21 protein-coding genes and 1 riboswitch are annotated in these 24564 nt (G+C 31.9%); of the genes, 4 read left to right on the top strand and 17 right to left on the bottom strand.

The features are described from left to right. Positions 1–525 (top strand): DUF6691 family protein, encoded by a 525-nt coding sequence (locus BLP60_RS03390; protein ID WP_092063417.1) that lies wholly within the window; start codon positions 1–3, stop codon positions 523–525. Between the two features lie 35 nt (positions 526–560). Here the strand turns inward: BLP60_RS03390 and BLP60_RS03395 are convergent, their stop codons facing one another. The 14 genes from BLP60_RS03395 to alr all read right to left on the bottom strand — a co-directional run bounded on the left by BLP60_RS03395 (position 561) and on the right by alr (position 16394). After that, positions 561–1694 carry a class I SAM-dependent RNA methyltransferase gene (locus BLP60_RS03395; RefSeq protein WP_092063420.1) on the bottom strand — a complete coding sequence of 378 codons (1134 nt, stop codon included), beginning with the start codon at positions 1692–1694 and terminating at the stop codon, positions 561–563. Between the two features lie 22 nt (positions 1695–1716). Continuing rightward, complete coding sequence (locus tag BLP60_RS03400) at positions 1717–2373, bottom strand: Smr/MutS family protein (RefSeq protein ID WP_092063423.1); 657 nt, start codon at positions 2371–2373, stop codon at positions 1717–1719. Positions 2374–2390: 17 nt separating this feature from the next. Continuing rightward, positions 2391–3050, bottom strand: a complete 660-nt coding sequence (locus tag BLP60_RS03405; protein ID WP_092063426.1) for an LOG family protein — start codon at positions 3048–3050, stop codon at positions 2391–2393. A 13-nt stretch (positions 3051–3063) separates the two neighbouring features. Then, positions 3064–3879, bottom strand: a complete 816-nt coding sequence (cobJ, locus tag BLP60_RS03410; RefSeq protein WP_092063429.1) for a precorrin-3B C(17)-methyltransferase — start codon at positions 3877–3879, stop codon at positions 3064–3066. After that, positions 3825–4601, bottom strand: a complete 777-nt coding sequence (locus tag BLP60_RS03415) for a cobalamin biosynthesis protein (RefSeq protein ID WP_092063432.1) — start codon at positions 4599–4601, stop codon at positions 3825–3827. The genes cobJ and BLP60_RS03415 overlap by 55 nt, the downstream gene beginning before the upstream one ends. After that, complete coding sequence (locus BLP60_RS03420; protein ID WP_092063434.1) at positions 4598–5218, bottom strand: cobalt-precorrin-7 (C(5))-methyltransferase; 621 nt, start codon at positions 5216–5218, stop codon at positions 4598–4600. The genes BLP60_RS03415 and BLP60_RS03420 overlap by 4 nt, the downstream gene beginning before the upstream one ends. Before the next feature lie 158 nt (positions 5219–5376). Then, positions 5377–6384, bottom strand: a complete 1008-nt coding sequence (cbiD, locus tag BLP60_RS03425; RefSeq protein WP_092063437.1) for a cobalt-precorrin-5B (C(1))-methyltransferase CbiD — start codon at positions 6382–6384, stop codon at positions 5377–5379. Positions 6385–6391: 7 nt separating this feature from the next. Further along, complete coding sequence (cobI, locus tag BLP60_RS03430) at positions 6392–7117, bottom strand: precorrin-2 C(20)-methyltransferase (protein WP_092063440.1); 726 nt, start codon at positions 7115–7117, stop codon at positions 6392–6394. Between the two features lie 132 nt (positions 7118–7249). Beyond that, complete coding sequence (locus tag BLP60_RS03435) at positions 7250–8131, bottom strand: sirohydrochlorin cobaltochelatase (RefSeq protein ID WP_092063443.1); 882 nt, start codon at positions 8129–8131, stop codon at positions 7250–7252. 82 nt (positions 8132–8213) lie between these two features. Beyond that, a riboswitch (cobalamin riboswitch) is annotated at positions 8214–8397 on the bottom strand. An 81-nt stretch (positions 8398–8478) separates the two neighbouring features. Then, on the bottom strand, positions 8479–9945 hold the full coding sequence (locus tag BLP60_RS03440; RefSeq protein WP_092063446.1) for a hypothetical protein: 1467 nt from the start codon (positions 9943–9945) through the stop codon (positions 8479–8481). Next, the gene (locus tag BLP60_RS03445) at positions 9942–12662 is read right to left on the bottom strand and encodes an MMPL family transporter (RefSeq protein WP_143338908.1); all 2721 of its coding nucleotides are present in this window, start codon (positions 12660–12662) and stop codon (positions 9942–9944) included. The genes BLP60_RS03440 and BLP60_RS03445 overlap by 4 nt, the downstream gene beginning before the upstream one ends. A 74-nt stretch (positions 12663–12736) precedes the next feature. Continuing rightward, a complete protein-coding gene (locus tag BLP60_RS03450; protein ID WP_159427680.1) occupies positions 12737–13537 on the bottom strand; it encodes an outer membrane lipoprotein-sorting protein in 801 nt (266 codons plus the stop codon). A 92-nt stretch (positions 13538–13629) separates the two neighbouring features. Next, positions 13630–15297, bottom strand: coding sequence for a B12-binding domain-containing radical SAM protein (locus tag BLP60_RS03455; protein ID WP_092063455.1), 1668 nt, complete (start codon positions 15295–15297; stop codon positions 13630–13632). Further along, positions 15294–16394: an alanine racemase gene (alr, locus tag BLP60_RS03460; protein ID WP_092063458.1), complete on the bottom strand. Its 1101-nt coding sequence runs from the start codon at positions 16392–16394 to the stop codon at positions 15294–15296. The genes BLP60_RS03455 and alr overlap by 4 nt, the downstream gene beginning before the upstream one ends. A 452-nt stretch (positions 16395–16846) precedes the next feature. Between alr and BLP60_RS03465 the strand changes: the two genes are divergently transcribed. The 3 genes from BLP60_RS03465 (at position 16847) to BLP60_RS03475 (ending at position 18870) form a co-directional block, all read left to right on the top strand. Continuing rightward, complete coding sequence (locus BLP60_RS03465; protein WP_092063461.1) at positions 16847–17095, top strand: hypothetical protein; 249 nt, start codon at positions 16847–16849, stop codon at positions 17093–17095. A 76-nt stretch (positions 17096–17171) separates the two neighbouring features. Then, complete coding sequence (locus BLP60_RS03470) at positions 17172–18110, top strand: hypothetical protein (protein WP_092063464.1); 939 nt, start codon at positions 17172–17174, stop codon at positions 18108–18110. 28 nt (positions 18111–18138) lie between these two features. Beyond that, a complete protein-coding gene (locus BLP60_RS03475) occupies positions 18139–18870 on the top strand; it encodes a hypothetical protein (RefSeq protein WP_092063467.1) in 732 nt (243 codons plus the stop codon). 9 nt (positions 18871–18879) lie between these two features. Here BLP60_RS03475 and BLP60_RS03480 read toward each other — a convergent pair whose 3' ends face one another. From BLP60_RS03480 to BLP60_RS03490, 3 genes are read right to left on the bottom strand one after another with little or no spacing between them, the layout of a single operon-like run. Continuing rightward, positions 18880–21954: an efflux RND transporter permease subunit gene (locus tag BLP60_RS03480; protein WP_092063471.1), complete on the bottom strand. Its 3075-nt coding sequence runs from the start codon at positions 21952–21954 to the stop codon at positions 18880–18882. Continuing rightward, a complete protein-coding gene (locus BLP60_RS03485) occupies positions 21947–23104 on the bottom strand; it encodes an efflux RND transporter periplasmic adaptor subunit (protein ID WP_092063474.1) in 1158 nt (385 codons plus the stop codon). Before BLP60_RS03485 ends, BLP60_RS03480 begins: the two co-directional genes overlap by 8 nt. After that, a complete protein-coding gene (locus BLP60_RS03490) occupies positions 23101–24348 on the bottom strand; it encodes a TolC family protein (protein ID WP_092063477.1) in 1248 nt (415 codons plus the stop codon). Before BLP60_RS03490 ends, BLP60_RS03485 begins: the two co-directional genes overlap by 4 nt. Positions 24349–24564 lie beyond the last annotated feature (216 nt).

A 24564-nucleotide genomic window follows, 5' to 3' on the forward strand; every position in this document is an offset into this window, starting at 1 on the left:
ATGAATTTAGTATATGGTTTAATTACAGGATTATTATTTGGAGTATTTTTACAACGTGCTCAGGTAGTAAGATATTCTAAACAAATAGGAGCATTAAGATTATTAGATATGACTATTGTAAAATTTATGCTTTCTAACATCTTTGTAGCCATGGTTGGCCTTTATGCCTTAAAAGATTTTGGGTTAATCCACTTTCACTTAAAAACTACTGCTCTTGGGGCTATTATTATAGGTGGGACTCTATTTGGAATAGGTTGGGGTATTTTAGGTTATTGTCCTGGAACAGCTTTGGGAGCTATTGGAGAGGGCAGAATAGATGCTTTATGGGGCATTTTAGGGATGTTAGTAGGGGCAGGGATATATGCTGAAATTTATCCCTGGATCAAAACATATATAATACCTCTTGGGAATTATGGTAAAATCACTCTTCCACAACTACTTGGAATAAATCACTGGATTGTAATTATTATTTTCGGGATATGTTGTTTAGGATTATTTTACTGGTTTGAAAAAAATGACCTCTAATTTTAAAGACGCTGTTCCCTAAATGAGAACAGCGTCTATTTTTCTAAAACAAAAATCACTTCCATATGCCAAGTTTGGGGAAACATATCTAGAAAATATAGCTTTGTTAACCTAAAACCAACATCTATAAATGGTTTTAAGTCTCTTAAACTGTTCACCACATCACATGAAATCCAAACTATTTTTCTTAAATTTTTTAAATGAGAAACACACTTTTTTAGCGCAGGAGCTCCCATTCGTGGAGGATCAACAACAATTGCTTCTGGGTCAAATTGTTCTACACAAGAAAAATTTCTATTTAGGTCAACTTGTTTAAAATTAACCCCTAAATTATTTATCTTAGCAGTCTTCTCACCTAATAAAACACCATTTTTATTTAATTCTAGGGCTAATACTTTCTTCCCATAAAACGCTAACGGTAAAGAAAAATTCCCAGCCCCTGCATAAAGATCTGCTATTTTTTCTTCTTGAGCAAGAATAGAACAAACTAAATCTATTAATGTTTGATTTAACTTCCAATTTGCCTGAAAAAAATGTTCAGCAGAAAACAAAAAAACAAGTGGTATTTTTGGAAGAAAAAATTTTAATTCCTTATTATCTCCTTCAATAGCCAGATCTTCTCCATTACTAATAACAGAATAACGACCATCTGATTTTTTTCGAGCTAATTTTACTAAATTCTTCCCCAAATTTGCAGTAAAAAGAAGGCAGTCCTTTATAGGTACAAATTCATGAGAACCTAATTTTTTAAACCCAGGCAAGTGTCTATGGATAAAAACCTGTCCTCTATGCCTATATCTCCAACCTTTAGGTGATGGGAGTGTGCTAATAGGAACATCCTTATAGTTAAGGAAGTCAAAACGTTTAAATGCATCCTTTAAAATAGCTAATTTCAATTTCGTACCCAATTTTACAGAAATAGAACCAAACTTACATCCTCCACACTCTGAAGCATAAACACAAGGGTGTATTCTTCTCTTTTTAGAAGAATTTAAAATCTCAACAGGTATAGCCAAAAGATGATCTTTTTTAGCTTTATAAACTTTTACCCTTACTGTTTCTGAAGGCAATACCAATGGATCAACAATAACCACCTGTCCATTAGCTTTTCGTCCTAATCCTCTCCCTCGCCAAATAAGTTTTTCTATTTTTACTTCTAAAAAATCCATAAATATAAATTAAAAAATTAAATTAAAATTTTTCAGGATACAGATATCGCTCCCAAATAATTTTTCCTCTGCTCTTTTTATATTTTCTTAAAAGCACATAAATTGCTCCAGCACCTCCGTGCCTAGGTAAGGCAGAGCAAAAGGCAAGAACAATTCTCTTTAACGGCTCTCTGGTAAGCCAATTTTGGACTTCTCTTTTTAATATTCCAATCCCCAACGGAGAGTTTATTCCTCTACCTGTAACTACCAATAAACAACGCTTATTCTGAAGATAATTATCTCGAATAAATTTAAGTAGTGTAAAATTAGCATCATCAACTGTAAAACCATGCAAATCTAAATATGCCTCTACACTAAAACCACCATTTCTCAACTTATTTAAAATTCTTTCATTTACCCCCTTAACTACTCCTTGCAAATATTCATCTGTATATTCAACTTTAAATTCAAAATTCCCATTTAAAAACTTTTCTAAAGCAGAATCTTTATCCTTTTTAAAACTTGATTTTGGTTTTTTCTCAACAACCTCAGGACCTTTTTTATTTAAAGGTTTAACATCAGATACAGCTTGCCAAAAAAGATCCATATCTTCTTCTTTTAAAGAAGATTCCTTTATTTTAGGTTTCTCTCTTTTTTCTGGAAATTGATCTTTGGGTAATTTTTTAAATGGATTATGCATTGTAACTCTTTACAAAATTACAATATTACTAATCTCTTAATAATGGAAACTACTTCATCTGGTTCATCAACCAAAAAAAATAAATCAAAATCCTGCTCTTTAATATAACTCTTCTTTAACAATTTTTCTTTAAACCAGTCCACCAAAGGGCTCCAAAATTCTTTATCCACTAAAATAATTGGAAAAGGCTTAATTCTCTTTGTCTGTGTAAGAACCAAGGCTTCACTTAATTCATCTAAGGTACCCCATCCACCAGGCATGACCACATATCCCATAGCATATTTAATAAACATCACTTTTCGAACAAAAAAATATTTAAATTCACATTTGATAGTAGCATAATCATTTGGCTTTTGTTCAAAAGGTAACTGAATATTTAAGCCAACAGAGACTCCTCCTCCTTCTGTAGCACCTTTGTTCCCTGCTTCCATAATACCAGGGCCTCCACCAGTAATTACTGCATAACCAGCTTCAGCAAGTTTTTTAGCTGTTTCATAGGCCAATTTATACTCTCTATCTTCAGGAGAAACTCTGGCTGAACCAAAAATAGAAATTGCAGGTCCAAGATCGTTCAAATTTTCAAATCCATCTACAAATTCAGCCATAATTCTAAATAAACGCCAAGCATCCTTATGGGATAAATCGTCAATCAAATATTGTTTAGAAAATGCTGCCATCTAATCCTCCTTGTTATTCCTTTTTAAAAATATCCATTTCTGAATTTCTTTGAAACAAGTTTTCTCCCCACTTTGCAGAATATCCACGCAAAGTCATTAAAAAATTTCCTATTTTCTGGGTTTGATAGTTGCCAATAATTAAAGTTGTGCGCATATCTATCGAATCTAATTTTAAATCTTTAAGCAACACAATATAATATTTTTCAGTAGTTAAGCTTAAATTTTTCCCCACTGCAACCCAAATTTCTTGTCCTCGTACTGAACTAAAAATATTTAAGGCCTCTTTCAATTGCCATGTTCTTTTTTTACTTTTAGGATTATATATAACTGTAACTAAATCACTTTTGGCCAAAGCTTTAAGACGTTTTTCTATTGTCTCCCAGGGCACAAGCAAATCACTTAAACTAATACAAGCAAAATCTAGCATCAAAGGTGCTCCCACCCTGGCGGCTAAAAATTGACCTGCACTTACTCCAGGTACAATTTCCAAATCAAATTTTAAATTATCTCTATCCATAACTTCTAAAACAAGTCCAGCCATACCATAAATACCCGCATCTCCAGATGAGATTAAGGCAACAACCTTACCTTCTAAAACTCTCTTACATGCTTGCTCTACTCTCCATATTTCCTTCTTCATTCCTGAAGAAATAACCTCTTTGTCTTTAACATGATCTTTTATCAACTCAATATACTTTTCATATCCCACTAAAACATCAACTCGATTTAAAATTTTCTCTGCTCTCAAAGTACGATATTCTCTACTCCCAGGACCTATTCCAAGCACATACAACTTTCCTTTGCCAACGCAACGCTCACACCTTTCCATGTTGTCTTCTCCAAAATAAGTTTGGGACAATGTCCACTCATTAAACAGGCGGGCTCTGCTACTCCAAAAACTCCTATTTTTTCTTTTACAAAAGTAGATGGAGTGTAATCAAACTTGCATTGTTGAAAAAAAAACTTAGGCAAAAATAAGATAGGGATATTAAATTCTTTTCCCAAAGCTAGCAAGCCTGGCTCTGTTTTTTTCAATTCTATACTAGCAATATGTCGTACCTTAGCCAAAGGCTCTCCTACTTGTTCTAAAGCCAAAAATAGTGCTTCTTTTAAAATTTCTAGTTTAATGCCCTTTCTGCAACCCATACCAACTAAAATATTTTTTCTAGCCTCAGAGCTAGTAGTGATAATAGGCACACAACCTAATATATTTGCCACGTCATATGCTAATTTATTAGCCCCCCCTTCATGTCCAGAAAGCAAACTAATTACCCACCTTGTACCAATGTCTATTACTACTACAGCAGGGTCACTGTACTTACTCTTTAGTAAAGAAGAAATACTTCGAATAACAAGCCCTGAAGGTGCAATAAAAATAAGTTGAGAAAACTCTTCCCAGATAAAAGGTAAAATATCCCTTATTTTTGAAAACACATTAGAAGTACTAACTTCAACTTTTTTATGAACAAATATATCTGCTTTTTGTTGTTTAGACAAAATTTTAGCTACACAATAACCTTGTTTTGAAAAGGTAATAATTGCCGTTTTCATAAAGGTTCTCTTATGCCAATAAGCAAGGAAGGATTTAATATTTGAGGCAGTTTATCTTCTTTTATTTTCAATATTCTTTCTGAGGGCAAGGTTAAATTTTCTAAAAAAAACCAAGTAAAATTAGAAACGCTAAATACATTTACCTCTTCCAACCAATCCCAGTCCTTACCTAAAAAAATAACTACAACTTCCCAGTTGTTTAAGCTATCAAAGCCAAAATCTGGCCTTCGACCATGTACACTAAAATAATGTACTCTTTTCCCAACCAAGCCTAATTTGGCTAGTCCAATATCTGCAGCACTGATTCCAGGAATAATCTCACAGGCCTCTTGACCAAATTTATTTACAATTAAACTAGCCAAACTAAAATATAAAGGGCTCCCACTAATTAATACTCCACAAAGTCTATGCATTCTTGCTTTATCTAAAAAATAAAGTGTTTCTTTTATAGATACACTTTCGTATTTCTCGCCTTTAAATTCAGGAAATAAATTAAGCAAGCGTTTACTTCCTACTATCACCTCTAATGAAAACAACTTTTGTCTTACCACAGGCAAGACATATTCAGGGCTACCTGGCCCACATCCCAAAATAACTATTTTATTCTCTAATTTCATATATAAAATAATCTCAAAATATAATCCAAATTTTTGGAAATATCAAAACTATCTGATTTGCAAAACCAAGATACGGCATATAATTAAAGTGTTTTACTTTTTATTCAATCAACTTTTTAGAAAAAATTGTTGCATGGTTATAAACATTGGATATTTTTTTAAAAATTTAATACATTACTTTTATAGTCAATAAGATAAACACATACTTCACTTTGAAGACAAAAAGTAGTTTTTATTTTTATTTTTAACAAATTAGCTAAAAAAGTTGCACACTTTCTTTTCTGAGAATTATTTAAAATTTTAAACCCTTGTTCCACTGTATTCAACTTTACTTTCAATTCAAATAACTCAAATAAATACTTCTCTAAAATAGGCACTGCAGATTTAGAACGTTTGCTGTGGGTATCAAAGTCATTCTGTAAAAATTTTAACAACTTGCCAGGATGACCAACAATAATAATCTGTTTTAAATCTTTCTTTTGCAAATAATCAAATGCTGTTTGCCACTCATTACTAACTTCAACAATATTATTAAACCCAAGTTTTTGAGCTGCCTTTTCTCCTATTCGACCAGGCACTAATACTATTGTTTTTATTTCTTGTTGTAAAAGACTATTTAAATGAAGACGAATAGTTTCTTGAATTGCTTTTAAAGAAAAAGGCCTCACTCTACCGCTTGTTCCTAAAATAGAAATTCCCCCTTTAATACCAAGCCTAGGATTAAAAGTCTTTGCAGCTATCTCTTCTCCTTTAGGAATAATAAAAGTCAAATTAACTCCACCTAAAAATACTTGTCTGATAGCCTTTTTAATCATATTTCTAGGCACAGGATTTATAGCAACCTCTCCAATAGGTAAAGCAAGCCCTGGTTTAGTTATAATTCCAAGACCTTTGCCTTTATTAAATCTAATCTTAGAATCTTTTCTAAGCTCCAATCTACATTGTAATTCTAAACCATGAGTTATATCAGGATCATCGCCAGCATCTTTAACAGTAGAAACCAAAACCCCTTTCCCAATTTTAGAAGTTTTAACAGGAATCTGTACCCACATACCTTCAGGCAAGAGTATCCATACCTTTGGAACAAAAATTTTCTTCACTAAAGCAAGCGTACCTGCCTTAGCTAAGGCTGCAGCATAAGTGCCTGTACTAAGTCCAAAGCGCATAATCTAATTATTTTTTATAATTCCAACTTTTATGCCCTGTTTGAATGATTAAAGTGACAAGGTAACCCGGCAGGGTCAAATCTTTTTTAAGATTAGAAATTAAATATTCTCCTTCTTGTTCTACGTATGCTGCTAAGTAACTAGAAGGGAACAAGTTGTATTTATCTAATAAAAACAGAACTTCTTTTAAAACTTTACCTACTTTATATAACACCAAAGTCTCGCACCAAGAAATAGCCTGTTCTATTCTTTGTAAATCAGATGCTGGCATAACCATAAAGCTATCTTCTTGCCAAACAAAGGGCAAACCAAACTTCGCTCCTGTCGCTTGAAAAGCTGTAATACCAGGAACAACATGAATATGGCTTTTAGGAAAAATTTTTTCTAATGAAGTTAATAAATAACAACTAGTACTATAAAATAAAGGATCTCCTAATGTAATCTGGGCAATAATTTTTCCTTGTTCACAACCTTTCTTTACTCTCTTGGCCACATGCTCCCACAAATTCCAAGTACCGCCAACATCTTTGCGCATTGGATATTTAACAAGTTCTATTTTCTGTTTCTTTATCCAAGGCTTAATAATATTTAAAGCCAAACTTTCATTTTTTTTAGCTGAAGCAGGACAAATTAACACATCTGCTTTAGAAATTATATCTACTGCTCTTAAGGTAAGTAAGTCAGGACTACCTGGCCCTACTCCAACAGCATAAAAATGTCCTCTATTAGTCATTAAAAAAACTCTCTTTCTTTATTTGAGATACCACATTTTTAAAGAAAGAGCAGGCCTTTAAATAAACTTTATAACTCCAAACAAGTACCAAGCCTGCTCTTTACAATTAACTTTATTCTAAGCAACAAATTATTACTTTAAACCCAACTTAGCATAAGCGTGTTTTAAATGCTCAATCCAAATTTCTACAATTTCCTTCATTTCTCCTGTACCTTTAAGGATAGGATGACATTTGAATCCAGCCTTACTTAAAATCCCCTTCCAAGAATCTGACTCATCTCCTGCCAAATCATTATGAGCATGGTCTCCAGCTACTGACATAAATGGCATCAAATAAACATCTTTTATTTTATGTTGCTTTAACTCTTGCTTAACCTCTCTAATCGTAGGCCAGCCTTCTACTGTACCCAAAAATACTTTCTTGTTTTTTAACCAAAGCGCATATTGCAAAGCTGCATAATAACTATTTGCTCTATGTTCTGTACCATGCCCCATTAAGGCAATACCCCAGCCCTTCTTTAAACTAGGTAAATTTTTTAATAAAGCATCTGCTACCTTAGGAATATCGTGAACAGAATAAAGAAGAGGTGTCCCTAAAACAATCTTAGTAAACCCCTTTGGCATTACAGAAAACCCTTCTACTACCTGTTCCAGATATTCATATTCTTCTCCTGGTATAGTATGTAGAGATTGGACTGCTACATGAGTAAACCCATCGCTCATCATCTGAGCCAAAGCTTTTACAGGAGAAGGAATATTTTTCCCCTCTTTAGCTAATTTATGGCGAATAATAGAAGAAGTATAGGCCCATCTTACCTCAATACCAGGAAATGCCTTTTTAACCTCTTTTTCAAAAAAAGAATAAGCCCTTTTACCATCAGGATAAGATGTACCAAAAGCAACAAGCAAAATTCCTGGTTTAGGAGAATGTTTGTGTTTTGAAGCAAAACAAATACTACTAACGCCTACAAATAAACATAGCCCCAAAACCAATACTAAACATTTTTTTAACATAAAATACCCTCCATATAAATTTTAGGGGCTTTTTAAAAAGATTAAAATACAGCGCCTCCTAGATAAAGCCCCCGTTATCTAGGAGGAAAGACTTCTTCTGGCAGGTCTTCCGGCTCGTTCCCCTTAAACTCGGCCTTCCCATTCTTAAAAAAGAACAGTGGCACTCTTGGAGTTTAAGGTTATTGGAACTCACGGCGGCGGGACCGCTCCCGAATTGCACGGGATTCCCTATTAAGCCTTGCGGCACCAGAAGAAAAATTATCTTCAGAAAATAGAATTTTACGGGAATTAATCTAAAAAAACAATCCCTTTTATTTAGAGAATAAAATTTATAAACATTCCTTGCATTAAAAAGGATAAATTAACTCTGTAAAAATCCTATCGTTTTTTCGCCATCTCCCATAATAACTATGTTTACCTCCATTAAAAAACTCCACTCCTGCTTTCCATTTAAGACCAGATTTAAACTTATACTCGGAAATCAATCTATTTATTCTTCCTCCTTTGGAAAGCTCAAAATTGGAAGTATACTCCAAATTCCAATTATCTGTAATTTCTAAACGCACAAAAGAAAATATATCATTTCTACCAGGACGCATCTCTTGTGAACTTTTAATATATCCTTTGGCGCTCTGTTTTTGAGTAACAAACTCACCCCCATATTCAATAGTTATAATCATCTTTTTTAATTTTAAACTTTGTAATAAATCATCTATTGTATAAGTTAACCCCAAAACATAACTTACATAATTATCATCTTTAGAATTATAACTATGATTATATAATGCTTCTCCGTGAAATTCCCACTTTTTATAAGTAGTTGAAAAACCTCCTGCATATTCCCCTATAAAGACATTTTTCTTTATATAATAAATTTTTCCATTTCTATGTTCCTCTTTTAACACATAATAGGGATTTAACCCTTGATAAGTAGAGAAAAATAAATCCCATCCTGCCCTTGTACCTTTAACTTTAGCAAAATATGCTATATTCTCTAAATCTACATCAGGATATTCATTTTCTATTCTAGTATTATTTTTATCTACATCCAACGTATAAAAATCTGAATCAACTTGTTTATCATCTTCTACTACTGATCCAGTCCATCTTGAATATTCACTAGGAGATTTACTAGTCTGAAAAACAGGAAGAATAGCAAAGGTAATGGAATCATTCTCTACATAATAATCTAACTTTAATTGCCACAAGCCATAATCTTGTGTATCCATAGGATCATTTCCATCTTTAGGCGAATGTCTATCTACGGGAGAATAAAGAGTAGAGATCCCATTTTTAAATATTTTTTTCCCAACAGTTAAATCATAATCTGATGCAGAATAGGTTAAATAAATTTCATTTAATTCAGCATAACGTCGCCTTCTATCTCTATCTTGAAAATATTCACTAACTCCAGCATAAGTATCTTTTTGATTTCCTCCTTCTAACCATCCAGAAAAATCAAACCTAAAGTTATTTAGTACATAATACGAAGCAAAATTAAGTAATAATGAACCAATATCTGACTGTCTATCAATCCCTTTTCTTTTGTCAGGCTTTCTCCAAAAATGCTCTAACCTTATCCTAAAATCTCCACTTAAATTTTTTGCTAAAACTTTAAATATACATTCTTTATCTTTTTCTTTTTTTTGATCTAAATCTAATTCATTCAATAAATTTTCATCTTTATTAATATTTTCTTCTTGCAGTTCTGTATCTAAGCTATTTAGTAAATCTAAATCATCTTCTGCGTATATTTTATTCACATATAATCCCAAAATAAAAAAACACAAAAAAAACAAAATAATTTTTTTCATATGTTATCCTCCACCATTCTACGATCCATATCCTTTAAACGAACTCCTAAAACTTTTGCTAAATTTAAATATACTTTTGCAGCTAGCCTTGGAGAAACTAACTGTATTCTCTTAAAAGATTTCAAATTTAATTCTAACACCTTGGCCTCTGTGCTAGCAATGACATCAGCAGAACGTGGGCCAGGATTTACTAAGGCCATTTCTCCAAAAATATCACCTTCCTTTAATTTAGCCAACAAAACCCTCTTGTTTTGCCCCTTTGTCCAAACCTCTGCTTCTCCTTGAAGCAAAATAAACATAGAATCTCCATAATCTTCTTGTTTTATAATAGGTTCTCTAGGCAAAAATTCTAACAATCTTCCCAATAAAATAAGTCTTTTTACCTGCCATTTTTTCAACCCCATGAACAAAGGACAACGCCTTAAGACTTCGCCAGAAACTTGTTGCTTAATAAGATCCCAAAGAGTAATTAACTGAGTAGAAGTTAATACAGAAGGAGTTAATAAAAGATCACTGGCAACAGCAAAAAACATAACTAAGGCAGAAAGTAAACCAAAATACACCACTGGTAAAAAATTAGAAAAACCTAAGATAGCAAAGCCTAATGCCAGCGCAACAGAAGTAGCAATTACTGGACGAATCTCACTTTGTAGACACAAATCTATAGCTAATGCCTGATCCTGCACATTTCTAAGTTCTTTGTTATAACGCGACATTAAATGAATTGTATCGTCTATCGCAATACCAATAGAAATTGCCGCAATCATAGTCGTACCCACATTTAAAGGAATATCAAACATGCCCATAAATCCAAAAATCCATACTATGGGTACAATATTAGGAACCAACGAAATTATACCGGCCTTAAAATTAACAAAAAGTAAACTCATCAGCAAAAATACCACAACTAAAATAAAAGAAATAGACTGAACTTGTCCTTTTGCCATAGAATCAGCTGCTTTATTAATTAAAATACCCTCTCCTGTAATTTTAAAATGAAGATGTGGATCTAAGACCTCTTCAATCTTTTTCTTTAATATATTTAACTCTCTATTTAAAATATACGACGAGGAAATATTATGCCTGACAACTATATTAACTTCACTAAAGTCAGAAGTAACATAGCGCGAAATATCATCTCTATGCAAAAGTAAAATATATTGAGAAACCAGATTATCTTTATCTGGCAATTTAAAAAATTCTTTTTTCCCATTGTTCATTTCTCTATTAATAAATTTTAAATAATCAACAAACGACAGTACATTATCAAAAGCCTTCATATCTTTTAATATCTTTTCTACAACATCTACTTGTTTTAAAAACTTAACTTTCTTAAAAGTTCCTTTTTCTCCAGAAGTAATACGTAAAAAAAATACTTGTGCCCCAGAAAGATCTCTGTGTAGTATCTTGCTCCTCTTCACAATATCGGAATTAGATTTAAAATAACCAAGTAAATCATTATTTACTTTTATTTTAGGAATAAAGAGAAAAAATAAAGTACTTAAACCAACAGCTCCCCAAAGTATAGCTTTCTTATTATTTAAAACAAAATGAATTAATTTTTTTTCTATAATTTTAAAGACACTCTCCTTTTTTTGTCTTCTCGCCAATTTAGGAGGAAAATAATAAAGATATATTGGGGCCAAAATACAAGTAATTAAAGGGTTTACAAATAAGCCAAAAGATGAAACCCATCCAAACTGTTTTAATAAAGTTATCTTATTTAAAGTTATGGAAAAAAAACCTAAAAATGTAGTAATAGAAGTCAGTAATATAGCTACTCCAATTTTATTAGCCAAAACAGAAATCGCTTTATTTTTATTATTGAGCTTATTATTTTCATCCATAAACTCTGAAATAATATGAATATCCTCCGTTGATCCAATAACAATAATCAAAGATGGAACAATCACTGTAAGAATATTTAAAGGAATACCAAAATATCCCATAAATCCTGCGGTCCATAAAACACTGGTGCCAGCTGTTAACATCGGTAAAACAGCTCCACCTGGAGATCTAATATTCAACATAAGGGTAAGTAATAAAATTATAACAGAAAGAGGAACCAACTCTATTTGATCAGTAATGATATTTTCACTAATTTTACGTTGGGTATAAGATAAGCCAAATTGAAAAATTTTATCAAAATCAGAATGATACTTAGCTAAAATTTTATCAATATTTTCTGATATTTTTATTTGAGAATCTTTATCTTCTCTGCTACTTTCTAATAATAAATTTAATGCAAGACTCTTCCCATCAGCAGCAACTAAATCCTTTACTACAATAGGATTATTTAAGGCATTATGTAAAATTTCATCTGCCTCTTTTTTAGTCTCTGGCAACCAGTCTACTAAAGGACCTGTCTCTAAACCCTCAGGAGAAGCTTTAAAATTATTAACAGAAAAGATACTGTCTACTCTCTTAACACCTGGTAGATCTTCCAACTCGTAGGCTAAATCTTGCAAGCGCTTCAATTTTGCAGGTGAAAACAGTTTTTTATCTCTCACATAAATTACACTTATATTATCTGTTCCAAAACGCCTTAAAGTTTCTTCATAAAAAGATAGATCTTTGTCTCCTTCTTCCATCATACCTCTGGTAGAGACATCTAGCCTCACTTTTAAGGCATAAGGGATAGCAATAGATGAAATAACAATAATTATTAAAAGAGATAAGACTCTATGTTTTAGAGCAAAAAGCATTAGTTTATGCAATGTTGACCCCTTTTATCATGAACTAATAATTTTTATACATTACTAGAAAAAGAATAAATTCAGTTTAAAAAATTTTATTGTAGATATCTCCCAGTAAGGATATACCTTTCTGTAAAAACAGAATTATCTAATTCAACATTAACAGATCTTGTCTTAGTACCTGTAAGAGTTTTATGTTTACGTTCTATATTGTTCATTAAAGTTTTAGTTGGTCTAAATACACCAGATTGGACTTCTTTAAAACCATGATTGGTTTGTACCTTTATTAGCTTTCCTCTCTTATTATAAAACTCAATTTTTAAGGTTAAAAGATCATTCTTAGTAATCCACATAATTCTCTTTCCATAACTACTTTCTCTCTTTTTCTGCTTAGTTGCTGGAACCGCCTCAATAACATAACAAGGCCAATCTTTTTTATCTTGGGTCAAAGTCTCTTCCCTTAAAATTGTATAATTATAGTTGTCTATATCTTCTGGCTCCATATCTTCATAAGTAAAATCTGTTCCCATAAAATAATTTTTCTTACTTCCTTTAGCAATTCTTTGCATTTTTTTAATAGCAGGCATATATAACCATTGATCATTTGCTCTATCTTTATTTTCCCAAGTGAGTAAAGCCGTGCCTTTGATATCTGCAGGTGCAGTAAAAACTATAAGATAACGATGTATATCTGGCTCGACTTCTTTGGCATATCGCTTTACCAAGCGCTTCTCTTTACTACCATCACTATCTACCAAAAGCATTATTTCTGTTGCCACTTCGCTCTTTACTTTATGTTTCTGTTTTTGTTTCTCAATAACCTCTTTTCCAGTAATTGCCCATCCTATACTTGCCCATATGAAAAAACACACAACAAAACATACAGACTTTTTCATCTTCAGCCTCCTCTCAAATTTAACTTTAAATTTAACAACCATACGCTAACTAAAAAAACGCCATTACGGCAACTATTTTTATCCGATAACAATTATCGACATTCCCGCAAATAATCCTTAGCTTTGGGGTCAATATGAACAAAAGGCTTAAAACATTCTTTAGCGTTTTTCTTATCTCCACAATTTAAATAACTAACACCCAAACACATCTTTAAATGTTTACTTTTAGGAAAATATTTTAATCCTTTTTGTAAAATACTAATAGAACTTTTATAATCCCCTCTTTTCTGAGCCAAAATACCCAGACCTAAAAACGCTCTCTCTGTGATAGAAAATTTTAAAGATCTTACAAAAAGTTCCCAAGCAACTTCTTCTTGATTTTTTAAATATTTATTTTGGGCAAAGTCTCCATGACTAAAAGTCATGGCTAGTCTAGAAAGAAAATCTGCATGGTGAAGATAAAATTCTTTATCTGAACTAAGCTCCATATCTAAAACATATCTAGGCAAGTTAGAATAAAAATAATTTCTTAATTTTTTGCCAAACCGTAAAATATCTGTTTTTGTCAAGTTAGGATCTAGTTCAAAATAAAGAATATCTTCTGGATTTTTATTTAATGATTCTTGTTTTATAAGATTTTTTGTTCTAAATTCATCATATAACTTTGTACCTGGAAAAAGATGTAAAATATAAAAAATAGAATTAATGGGTTTTATCTTTTCAATTAAGTTTAGAGTTTCCTCAATTGTTTGTTCATTTTCCCCAGGAGATCCATAGATAAAATATGCTCTGGGCAATATGCTATATTTTTTACATAAATAAAAAGATTTAACAGCATCCTCTTCTTTAATATGTTTATTAAAAATATTCCGAATTTTTAAAGAGCCGCTCTCCAAACCAAAACTAATTTGAATACACCCAGCCTTTCGCATTGCCTTTACTATTTCTTCATCTAAGGCATCTACCCTAGAGATAGCAAACCAATTTATAGGCAACTTTTCCTTACATATTCTTTCGCATACCTCTAACACATACTCCTTTTTAAAAGTAAAAGTGTCATCTGAAACATAAAAAAAATTTACTCCCTTAGAGTATAACAGTTTTAATTGTTCTACAAAATATGCAGGCGAGTGAAAGCGACACCTTCTTTGCCAAAAACGAGGAGAAGCACAAAAAGAACAGTTATAAGGACATCCTCTACTTAATAGGACATGATTATAAGTAAAATATTTAGCAGGGTTGGGTAAGGAATCTAAATCAGAAATAAACCCTCTTGAAGGGGTAAAAATGACCTCATCCTTTTGTCTAAAAGCCAAACCTTTTATTTGTTCTATATTTCTATCTTTACTTTGAAGACAATTTACCAGTTCCAATAAAGTTATTTCTCCCTCCCCACAAACCACATAGTCCAATTCTTTACAATATGTTAAGAAATCTTCTGCCATAAAGGTAGCAGCTACCCCGCCAAAAATTGTAATAATTTGTCTATTAATATGTTTAATCCATTTAACCCCTTTTAAGGCATTAACCCTATTAGCATTAAATACAGAAAAGCCAACTACATCAGGTTTCTCCTCTTGAATTAATTGGCAAAAATATTCTTTGGAATAAGAGACATTATGTCCATTAATTAAAGATACTTTATGTCCATTTTCCAATAAATAAGACGCAATATAATATAGGCCAATTGGCATTATAGTATGGTCTTCATCTCCTGGCCTATCATAAAAACAAGGGGGGTAAATTAAAATTACTCTCATACATAAATTCTATTGTTTTGTCCCAAAACACAAAAAACTTCATAAGAAATAGTATTCCACCACTCTGCCAGTTCTTCTGGCAAAATGCTAACATTTCTCCCACCCAATAAATATGCCATATCGCCTCTCTCTATAGATTGAATTCCTGTTATGTCCACAGCCATCATCTGCATGCATACCCTACCAATTATCGGACATCTTTTATCCTTTATTACTACCCATCCTTTATTTGAAAGAGACCTAGAATAATTATCTGCATATCCCACTGCGACTATGCCTACTTTCATATCACTAGGCGCTCTAAAAGTTCGACCATAACTAATGGTTTCACCCTTGGATAAAGAGCGGACATTAACAAGAGGAGCTCTTACTTTCATAGCTGGTCTAAGGGAAACTCCTTTTTCTTGCCAATTAGTGCCCCAAAAAGGATTTCCTCCATATAACGCAATACCAGGCCTTGCAAAATCATAATAAGTTTCAGGCCATGCCAAAATGCCAGCAGAATTAGCCAAACTTTTTTTGAATTTAAAGCCTGCCTGAGTTAACATTTGGCAAATATTATTAAAACGTTTCACCTGTTCTAAAACAAAATCATTTTCCACGCTATCAGCCAGAGCTAAATGAGAAGCCACTATTTTCAACTCAAGATTTGAGTAAAAGCGTAATTTATCTATTATGCGGGGAATATCCTTTTCAGTAAAACCTAACCTAGCCATACCTGTATCAAATTTTAAGGCTACAGGGCATTGTCTTTTTGCAATTTCCCCCAAATTTTCAATTTGTTCAAAATGATACACAAAAGGAATTATATTATACTCACAAATTAATTTAAAATCTCGTTGTTCAACAGGTCCCAAAAGAGAAATAATATCTCCTTCAAAAGGCATAAGCCTTAAGGCCACTCCTTCTTCTACACTACCAACTGCAAAGGCCTTTGCCCCAGCATGGGTAAGAGCTCTAGCAACAGGAATAAGTCCATGCCCATAAGCATCTGCCTTAATAACAGGGACGAGAGAAGAACAACTTTCTTGTAAAAACAAAAAATTTTTGACTATATTTTCTAAATGAATTTCTACGTCAACAAAACTATACCACATAGGCCAGTCATTTCTCCTAAATTTTCTAAAATTAAATTTAAATTTTAAACTCAACAAGTTAAAAAGTAAACCAAATATTCTAATCTAACCTCTATTTAACTTATCAATTATTCAACTATTCACCTTTCTGACTTCGCTAATTAGAAAACACCTTTTCTGATATGCATTACAGATGATTTAGGTAACACATCTTAGCGAAGCTTTCAGAAAAGCTATAGGTATACAATATATAAAATATGTTAAAGAACAAAAGCAAACATCGTCTATCTGAACCAGTGTATGCACAACCCGAAAGCAAATTTAGATATGTCCAAGTCTTTAGACAGCAAGGGAAAAATGTACTTTCAAGCAATTTTGAAAGTTAAGTTAATTATTTTAAATTGAATTTTTACTTTGCCAAAAAAAGGAAAAAGTTATAAAATTTATGAACCAAATTTTTAAGGAGTTAGTTTATGAACCAAAAAATATTCGAGTTAGGCCTTAGTGTAGACGCCACTTCTCTTTATCTAATTTTAGAAGCCCTAATTAGTGAAAATCAAGCCTTAAATATGGAAAATATTGTTCCTCGTTGGTTAGCTGGTGAAAAAAAATTAAGTCAAAGTATACAAGAGTTAAAGGCCCATAAAATTATTGACGAATTAGAAAGTCACTTACTCTTAAGGCCCTCAACAGAATGGGTTTGCGCAGCACAAGGACAATAATACATTAAGCAAGCCGATAAAATATCTGCAAATATAATTCTACAATACTTTCAAAACCATATAAAGTTTATTTAATATGGAGCATATTCTTGCACACTATTTTTATCCTCTTTTGCGTCTAGTATTTTTTATTGCTTTAGGAATATTTATAGGCAACCTAATTGAAGCTTTAAATTGGACAAAATTTTTAGCCAAATTATCTTACCCTCTAATAAAGTTTGGACGGCTAAAGGATATTTCTGGTGCCAGCTTTTCCATTGCTTTTTTTTCTGGAATAAGTGCTAATACCATATTAGCAGAAGCTTATGATCAGGGGAAATTAAACAAAAAAGAATTAATTCTATCCAATCTATTTAATTCTCTCCCCACTTATTTTTTACATCTTCCAACTACCTTTTTCATTGTAGCTCCATTTATTAAAGAAGCTACGTGGCCATACTTTGCTTTAACTATTAGTGCAGCTTTCTTAAGAACAATATTTACAGTCTTCTTAGCGCACTTTATTTTACCTAAAACAAATATCTCCTCTACCTTCCATCCAACAGATCAAAATAAATCAGAATCTATCTTAAAAAAAACTCTAATCAGATTTCAAAAAAGATTTAAAAAAATCATCCTTTTTACAATTCCCATTTATGTAGGATTTAAAATTTTAGCCAAATATGGATTTTTCCATTGGCTCGAAGGGAAACTTGCTGGAATTATTATCTATTTTCCATGGCTACCTGCTAAATCTCTTGGCATTATTATCATGCAAATGGCAGCAGAATTTAGTGCAGGTTTAGCTGCAGCAGGAGCTCTATTAGAAGCACATGTTTTAGATATAAAACAAATTGTCTTAGCTTTAACCATAGGCAATATTTTATCTTCACCTATTAGGGCAATCCGACATCAATTCCCATATTATGCAGGGATTTATCCGCCGCGGCTAGCTCTAATTCTTATTATTTTCAATCAAAGTTTGCGTATTATTAGCCTTGCTCTTGCTTTATTTGTATATTACAATTGGTTTTAGTTAAATTTAAAAACCAAGGAGAAAAATTATGAATATAAAAAATTTTTTATTGTCTTTTTGTATAATATTTTTAAGCGCTTGTATGGCAACCCATCCTTTACCGCAACCAAGAAAAGTAGTAAATCCATCCTCAGTACAAGGCAGTATTATAAGCCCTCAGTGGGATATTGCTGCACTTAAATATCAATACGAGGGGCAGGGGTTAAACTATGCTAAAGCAGGACTGCTTCCTGTTTTCCTAGTTTTTAAAAATAAAACAAATAAAGCACCTTATGTCCTTTTAGAAGAAATACATGGTATTTCTCCTACTCAGGGAGAATATCTCCCTTATACACCTGAAGAAGCTGCAAGAATTGTATTTGCTTCAGAATCTTTTAAACAAACAACCAAAAATGCTTTGCGATCAGGAACATTAGGAGCAGTAATTGGAGCCGGATTAGGGGCACTCTTTGCAGCTCTAGGAGGAGATAATATTGCTGCAGGAGCAGCCATAGGAGGAGCAATTGGGGGTACAGCGTTAGGAGTCAGTTCTGTACCAGAGGCAGAACAAAAATTAGAACGAATAGTCAAAAAAGAAATAACGACTTATGCCTGGAAAGAAGCACCAATCCCTCCAATGATGACCAAAATGGGGTACGTATATTTTCCTGGCAAAAAAAATATTACGAGCATTTTGCTTACTGTTCGTACAATAGAAGGAGAGTTAATTACATATAGACTCCCAATATTAAATCCACCAAGCAAAAAGAATAAACCCTAGGGGTAAGTTTTAATTACTTTTCCTATAAATCCAAACAAACACTATGGGGATAAATACAAGAGTAAGAAAGGTACCTATCATAAGTCCACCAATAGCTACTGCCCCAAGGGGAGCAAGTCTTTCTAATCCTATTGCCCAACCCAAAGCAACAGGTAACATGCCTGCTGTGGTAGCAAACGCTGTCATCAAAACAGGCCGTGTCCTTATTTTAATACTTTCTAACATAGCTTCTTTTGCATTAAGTCCTTTTTTCATACCCAATAAAGCAAATTCTATTAGCAAAATAGCATTATTGACAATTATACCACTTAACAAAATAAAACCCATCATTGCAGGCATAGAAGTATGATACCCTAAAGCAAGAAGAGTCCAACTCGCACCCACTAATGTCAAAGGTATAGAAAAAATTATGAGTAAAGGTGCTCTTAAAGAATTAAACATAGGTATAAGAGTTAAAAAAATAAGACACACCCCCCATAAAACAGCTTTGGCCATTCTTTTAGCAGAATCTTTAAACTGAGCAATATCTCCTGTTTGGACTATATTTACATCTATGGGTAACCTATAGTTTTTAAAAACTTCATCAAAATTTTTCATTATATGAGAAATTGCATCTTTTTCTCTAAACCCATAGACATCAACTGTATACTCTAAACCTTCTCTTGTAATAAGAGATGGCTCTTTTTGTTTTTCTAAATGTACAATAGTGGATAAAGGAATCTTTCCTTTTGGGGTATCTATCAACAAGCTACTTAAATAATTAAACAAACGATTATCATTTTTACTCCATACTCTAACAGTCATATCCTTTGAATTTTGAATAGATTTTTTTGCTACACCAGCCCCCTTTAAAATAAGTCCTATTTGTCTTGCAATCTCATTTGAAGAGATATTATAAGAAAATGCTTTCTGTTCATCGATAATTAACTTATAAACAACCTTATCCAAGTCCCATGTTTTGGCCACATTAACTAATCCTCTAGTATTAGATAATATTTTATAAATAATATCAGAGGCCGTTGACAGTGTTTTAAAATCGTCACTAGACAACATAACATCTATATTTCCTCTTATACTTGAAAGAGCAGTTGCTCCATAATCAAACACAGTAAAATATTTTATATCTGGAATCTGTTGTATTCTTTTCCTTAAGTTTCTCTCTATATCCCAAATAGATTTTTTTCTTGCAAATCTATTAACATAGGCAGCAGTAATAGAAATATGATCAATTCCACTGCCACTGCCAATGCTAAGAACTCCAGGTTCACTACCTATAGCAGCAGAAACTCTTAAAACTCTACCACTTTTATAAATAGCTTTATTTATTTTCTTTAATACTGTTTCACTATTTTCAATAGAAAGATTTGGATCAATTGTAACATTTATCTTAACAATTCCTGTATCCATTGCTGGCATAAGTTCTTGGCCAACTACAGGCAATACCATCTTTATACTAATAAAAAAAAGGCTAAATAGAATCACAAAATAAAAAATAGTTAAAGATTTATTCTCCATTGCAGACTGGGCAAGACTAGCAAAAAATTTTCTTGCAAATTTATTAAAATTATCAGAGATCGCCATAAAAATGTCTTCTGCCTTTAAAATCCATTTTGCTCTCAGAGCTAAAAATCTTATACTCAAAAGAGGAACAGTTGTAATTGAGATTACATAAGAGGCTAAAAGAGCAATTAAAAGAGTAGCAACCAATGGTCTAAAAATAGTCTGAGGATAATCTCCAACAAACATAATAGGAAAAAGAGCTGCCATTGTAGTAACTGTTCCAGAAAAATCTGCAAACATAATTTCTTTTGTTCCATCAATAACAGCCTGTTTTATTGGTTTACATAATTCTTTATAATGACGTTCAATATTTTCCATTACTACTACAGCGTCATCAAGTAATAAGCCTAAAGCAAGAATTATTGCTGTGAGAGTTACTACACTAAAATCTATGTCAAAAATATACATCATGGCTATTGTAGATGCATACACAAGAGGAATAGTAAAAAGAACTACTAAAACCTGCCTAAACGAGGCTAGGAAAAAAAAAGCTACAATTGTTGACATAATTATAGCATCTCTCAAAGACTCAAACATATTTGATATACTTTGGTTTATAGTATCTTTCTGGGTGTCTGTTATGACAATTTTCAGTTTTGGATAGGCAATCTTTAATTTATTAATCTCTTTCTCAACATTTTCAATAGTCCTAAGCACATCAGCATCAATAGATCTCTGCACTGCTAAAGCAATAGCAGGATGTCCATTAGCATAATAAAGGGCACTATTATCGTAGTGCCCATATCTAACTGTAGCAATATCTCCAATTCTCACATTCTCTGTAATAGGAAGCTGTCTTATTTGGGCAATAGTGTCTCTCTTTCCTTTAGATTTCAACAAAAACCTGCCTTGAGGAAGATCAAAAAAACCAATAGCATAGTCCCTATCATTGGTAGAGAGAGCATCTAAAATCTTAGAAATACTCAAACCAAGCGAGTCTATCACATCCTTGTTTACTTGGACTAGTATCTCTTTTTTATAACCTCCAAAAACATCTACATTCGCTACTCCCTTTACCTTTAGCAAGTCTTTTTTTATAGTATTATCGGCTAATTCTCTTATATCTTCTAAAGATAATCTATCTGAGGAAATGCCTATCACCAATATAGGAGGAGTAGCAGAAGTAATTTTGAAAATCTGAGGTTCTCTTATATCTGAAGGCAAAAAAGATCTTATTTTTGAAAGAGCATTGGCTACATCTATTGCTGCACTATTAATATCTTTCTGATATTCAAATTCAGCTCTTATTACAGTTACTTCATCAATAGTAGTAGAATAGACTCTTCTAACCTTATCTAAAGTGTAAAGTTCTTTTTCAACAGGAACAGCAACATTAGAAGCTATATCTTTTGCTCCTGCAGCTGGCCAACTGATTACAACAGCAATTTCTGGTCGATTTGAGTCAGGAAATAACTTTCTATCTATAGCATTATATCCTGCTATACCTAAAAAAACAAAAAAACCAAGCAAAGAAATAATATAATATGGTTTTCTTAAAATGACGTTTAACCAATTGCTATTCATTCTCTACAACCTGAATATCTCTAGCTACAAAAAGCTTAGCCAATTTATCATTACTTCCAATTGCTACTGGGTTTTGGATTTTTTTAGAAACAACAGCAAATTGATCATCTTGAGCTAAAATTTCTACTGCTATGGGGAAAAACCGTTTTTTTCTATAAACAAAAATATATTTTCTCCCATCAGCTGATTCGTAAATAGCAGATAATGGAACAGACATCCCCCTCGATTTTTTTAAAACCACTTTTACTAATATATTCGTATTCTCTGATAAAAATAAATTGCCTTTAAAATCTTTAAAATCAATATAGCCAACCACAAGATTTTTAAAAGCAAGAGGAGTTATTTTAGTTATTTTAAATTTTTTATTTTTAATATAAGCAATAGAACCTACTGTAATTAAACTTTGTTTTTTTGGAGGAAAATAAAATTCTATCCTCTTCCTTAGTCCTACCATCTGCAAAATAGGCTTTGCAGGATTCACAAAATCTCCCCTTCTTAAGAATATTTTTGTTATCACTCCATCAATTGGAGCAACAATATTGGTGTATTGCAATAAACTTTTTTTAGCATTAAGATTAGCAATTACTGCCTTTAACTCCTCTTGTTTTGCTTCAATTGCCTCCTTCATACTATTTAATTTAGCTAATTTTAACTCCATTATAACCTTAGAATAAGAGAATTTCTCTTTAGACAATGCTCCTGCATTATATAATTCTATATTTCTATTATAAATACTTTTTGCATATAAATAATCACTTTTTAAAGATTTTAAATTAACTTTTAATGAGTCTAAAGATTTTTTTAAGGCCTGCACAGAAAACTTATAAGAAGCAATACTTTTTCTAAGTTCTTTATCTTCTATTTTGACAATTGGATTTCCTTTTCTTACAACCTCTCCTTCTTGAACAAAAACATCTTCAATAAGTCCACTTACTTTTGAACTAATAAACGGATGATTAATAGAGTAATACTTACCTAGAAAATTCTGCACTTGCTCTACTGTTCTTAACTTGGGTTTTACTATTCTAACGCTTATTATTTTTGTGACAGGATATGGAGAAGATTTAATTTCTTGTATCCTTTTTTTAATTAAAAATACTGCAGAAAATACTATTATTATAATTATAAGCCAGACTACTTTCTTTTTCATTTTGCACCTTTTACAATATATTCTAGATATGCTTGATGTATATTTAAATTATACTTAGCTTCAACCAAACTATTCTGAGCCTGTTTTTCTTTAGCAATAGATAACAATAAATCATACATATTTGATACGCCATTTTTATACTTTATTTCCTCTACCTTCCGTACTTTCTGCAAAAAAACAAGTTGGCTTTTTAAAGATCTTATTCTTTCTCTTTCTGTTTTTATTTTATTTTGAATATCTACAATTAAATTTTTAATTTCCATAGCAGTTTTTTCCAAACGCAGCAAAGCACTCATTTTTAAACTATTTGCCTTAGCAATTTCTGCTTCTCTGGCACCAAAATCAAATAAAAGCCAATCACAAGTCAAACCAACTTGCCATAATTCTTTTTTTTCTTCCCTCGCATAATTATTCCCATAATAAACAGAAAAATTAATTCTAGGAAGATAAAGAGTCTTTGATTTCAGTACATTTTGATTTGCTTTATATAACTCAGCTTTAGCTAATTTATATTTATATGTATCTTTAATTTTAAAATTAAAATCCATATCCTGTTTTATATCTACATCTTCTACTTTCTTCACCCTATCAACACCAATTGTAAAAGCAAGAGCGCTTTTTAAAGAATTAATAGAATTTTTAATATTTACAATATTAAAATCAACTTCTTCAAGATCTGATTTAATTTTTAAAAGGTCTATACTTGCTTTTCTTCCAACACGAACTTCTAGTTGAGTATTATTATATAAAACATTCAAAGCATTACGATATGTCTCTAAAGTACGAAGCTGATCTTTCAAAGACAAGATCTTATAAAATAAAGACTTTATGTTAAAAATAAGTTGAGCCTTAGTAAGATTGTATTTAATCTGAGCAATATTTTTTTCTAAACTGGAAATATTTATAGCTATAACATCTTGAAAGCCTTTAAAAAGAGGAAGGCTGTATTTTAATCCAAGGCTATAAATACCTTTACTTGTTACTATGTCAGGCTTAATGGGAGGAGTAATAGGGGCGAGAGTTCTAGGTAAATTATAATAAGTATAACTCCCAACCGCACTTATCTTCCCATAGCTGGTAGCTATTTTAGCCCTTTTCTGCTCTTTTGCTTCTACTTCTTTATGTCTCTGAATTAAAACATCAGGACTTTGTTTTAAGGCTACTTCTATTGCCTGCTGTAAGGTTAAAGCAAAGCCATTCGAAGTTACTAGTAAAAGTATAAACAATAATATAATCTTTCTCATAGTTGACTTGGTTAATTTTGAATCAAATAATCTTTAAATAAGTATCTAAAAACCTACCTAAAAAAATTGACTTAAGTCAATTTTTATTCATACATCGCTTTTAAATATAAAATTATAACTTACCTTGATTTTCTACGATGGGAAAAATTAGAAGTAAAAAAGGTAAAAAATTAGAAGTAGGGCCGAAATAAACTATTTAGTGTGATTCAACAACAA

The sequence above is a fragment of the Desulfonauticus submarinus genome, from assembly GCF_900104045.1.
In the GTDB taxonomy this organism is placed as follows: domain Bacteria; phylum Desulfobacterota; class Desulfovibrionia; order Desulfovibrionales; family Desulfonatronovibrionaceae; genus Desulfonauticus; species Desulfonauticus submarinus.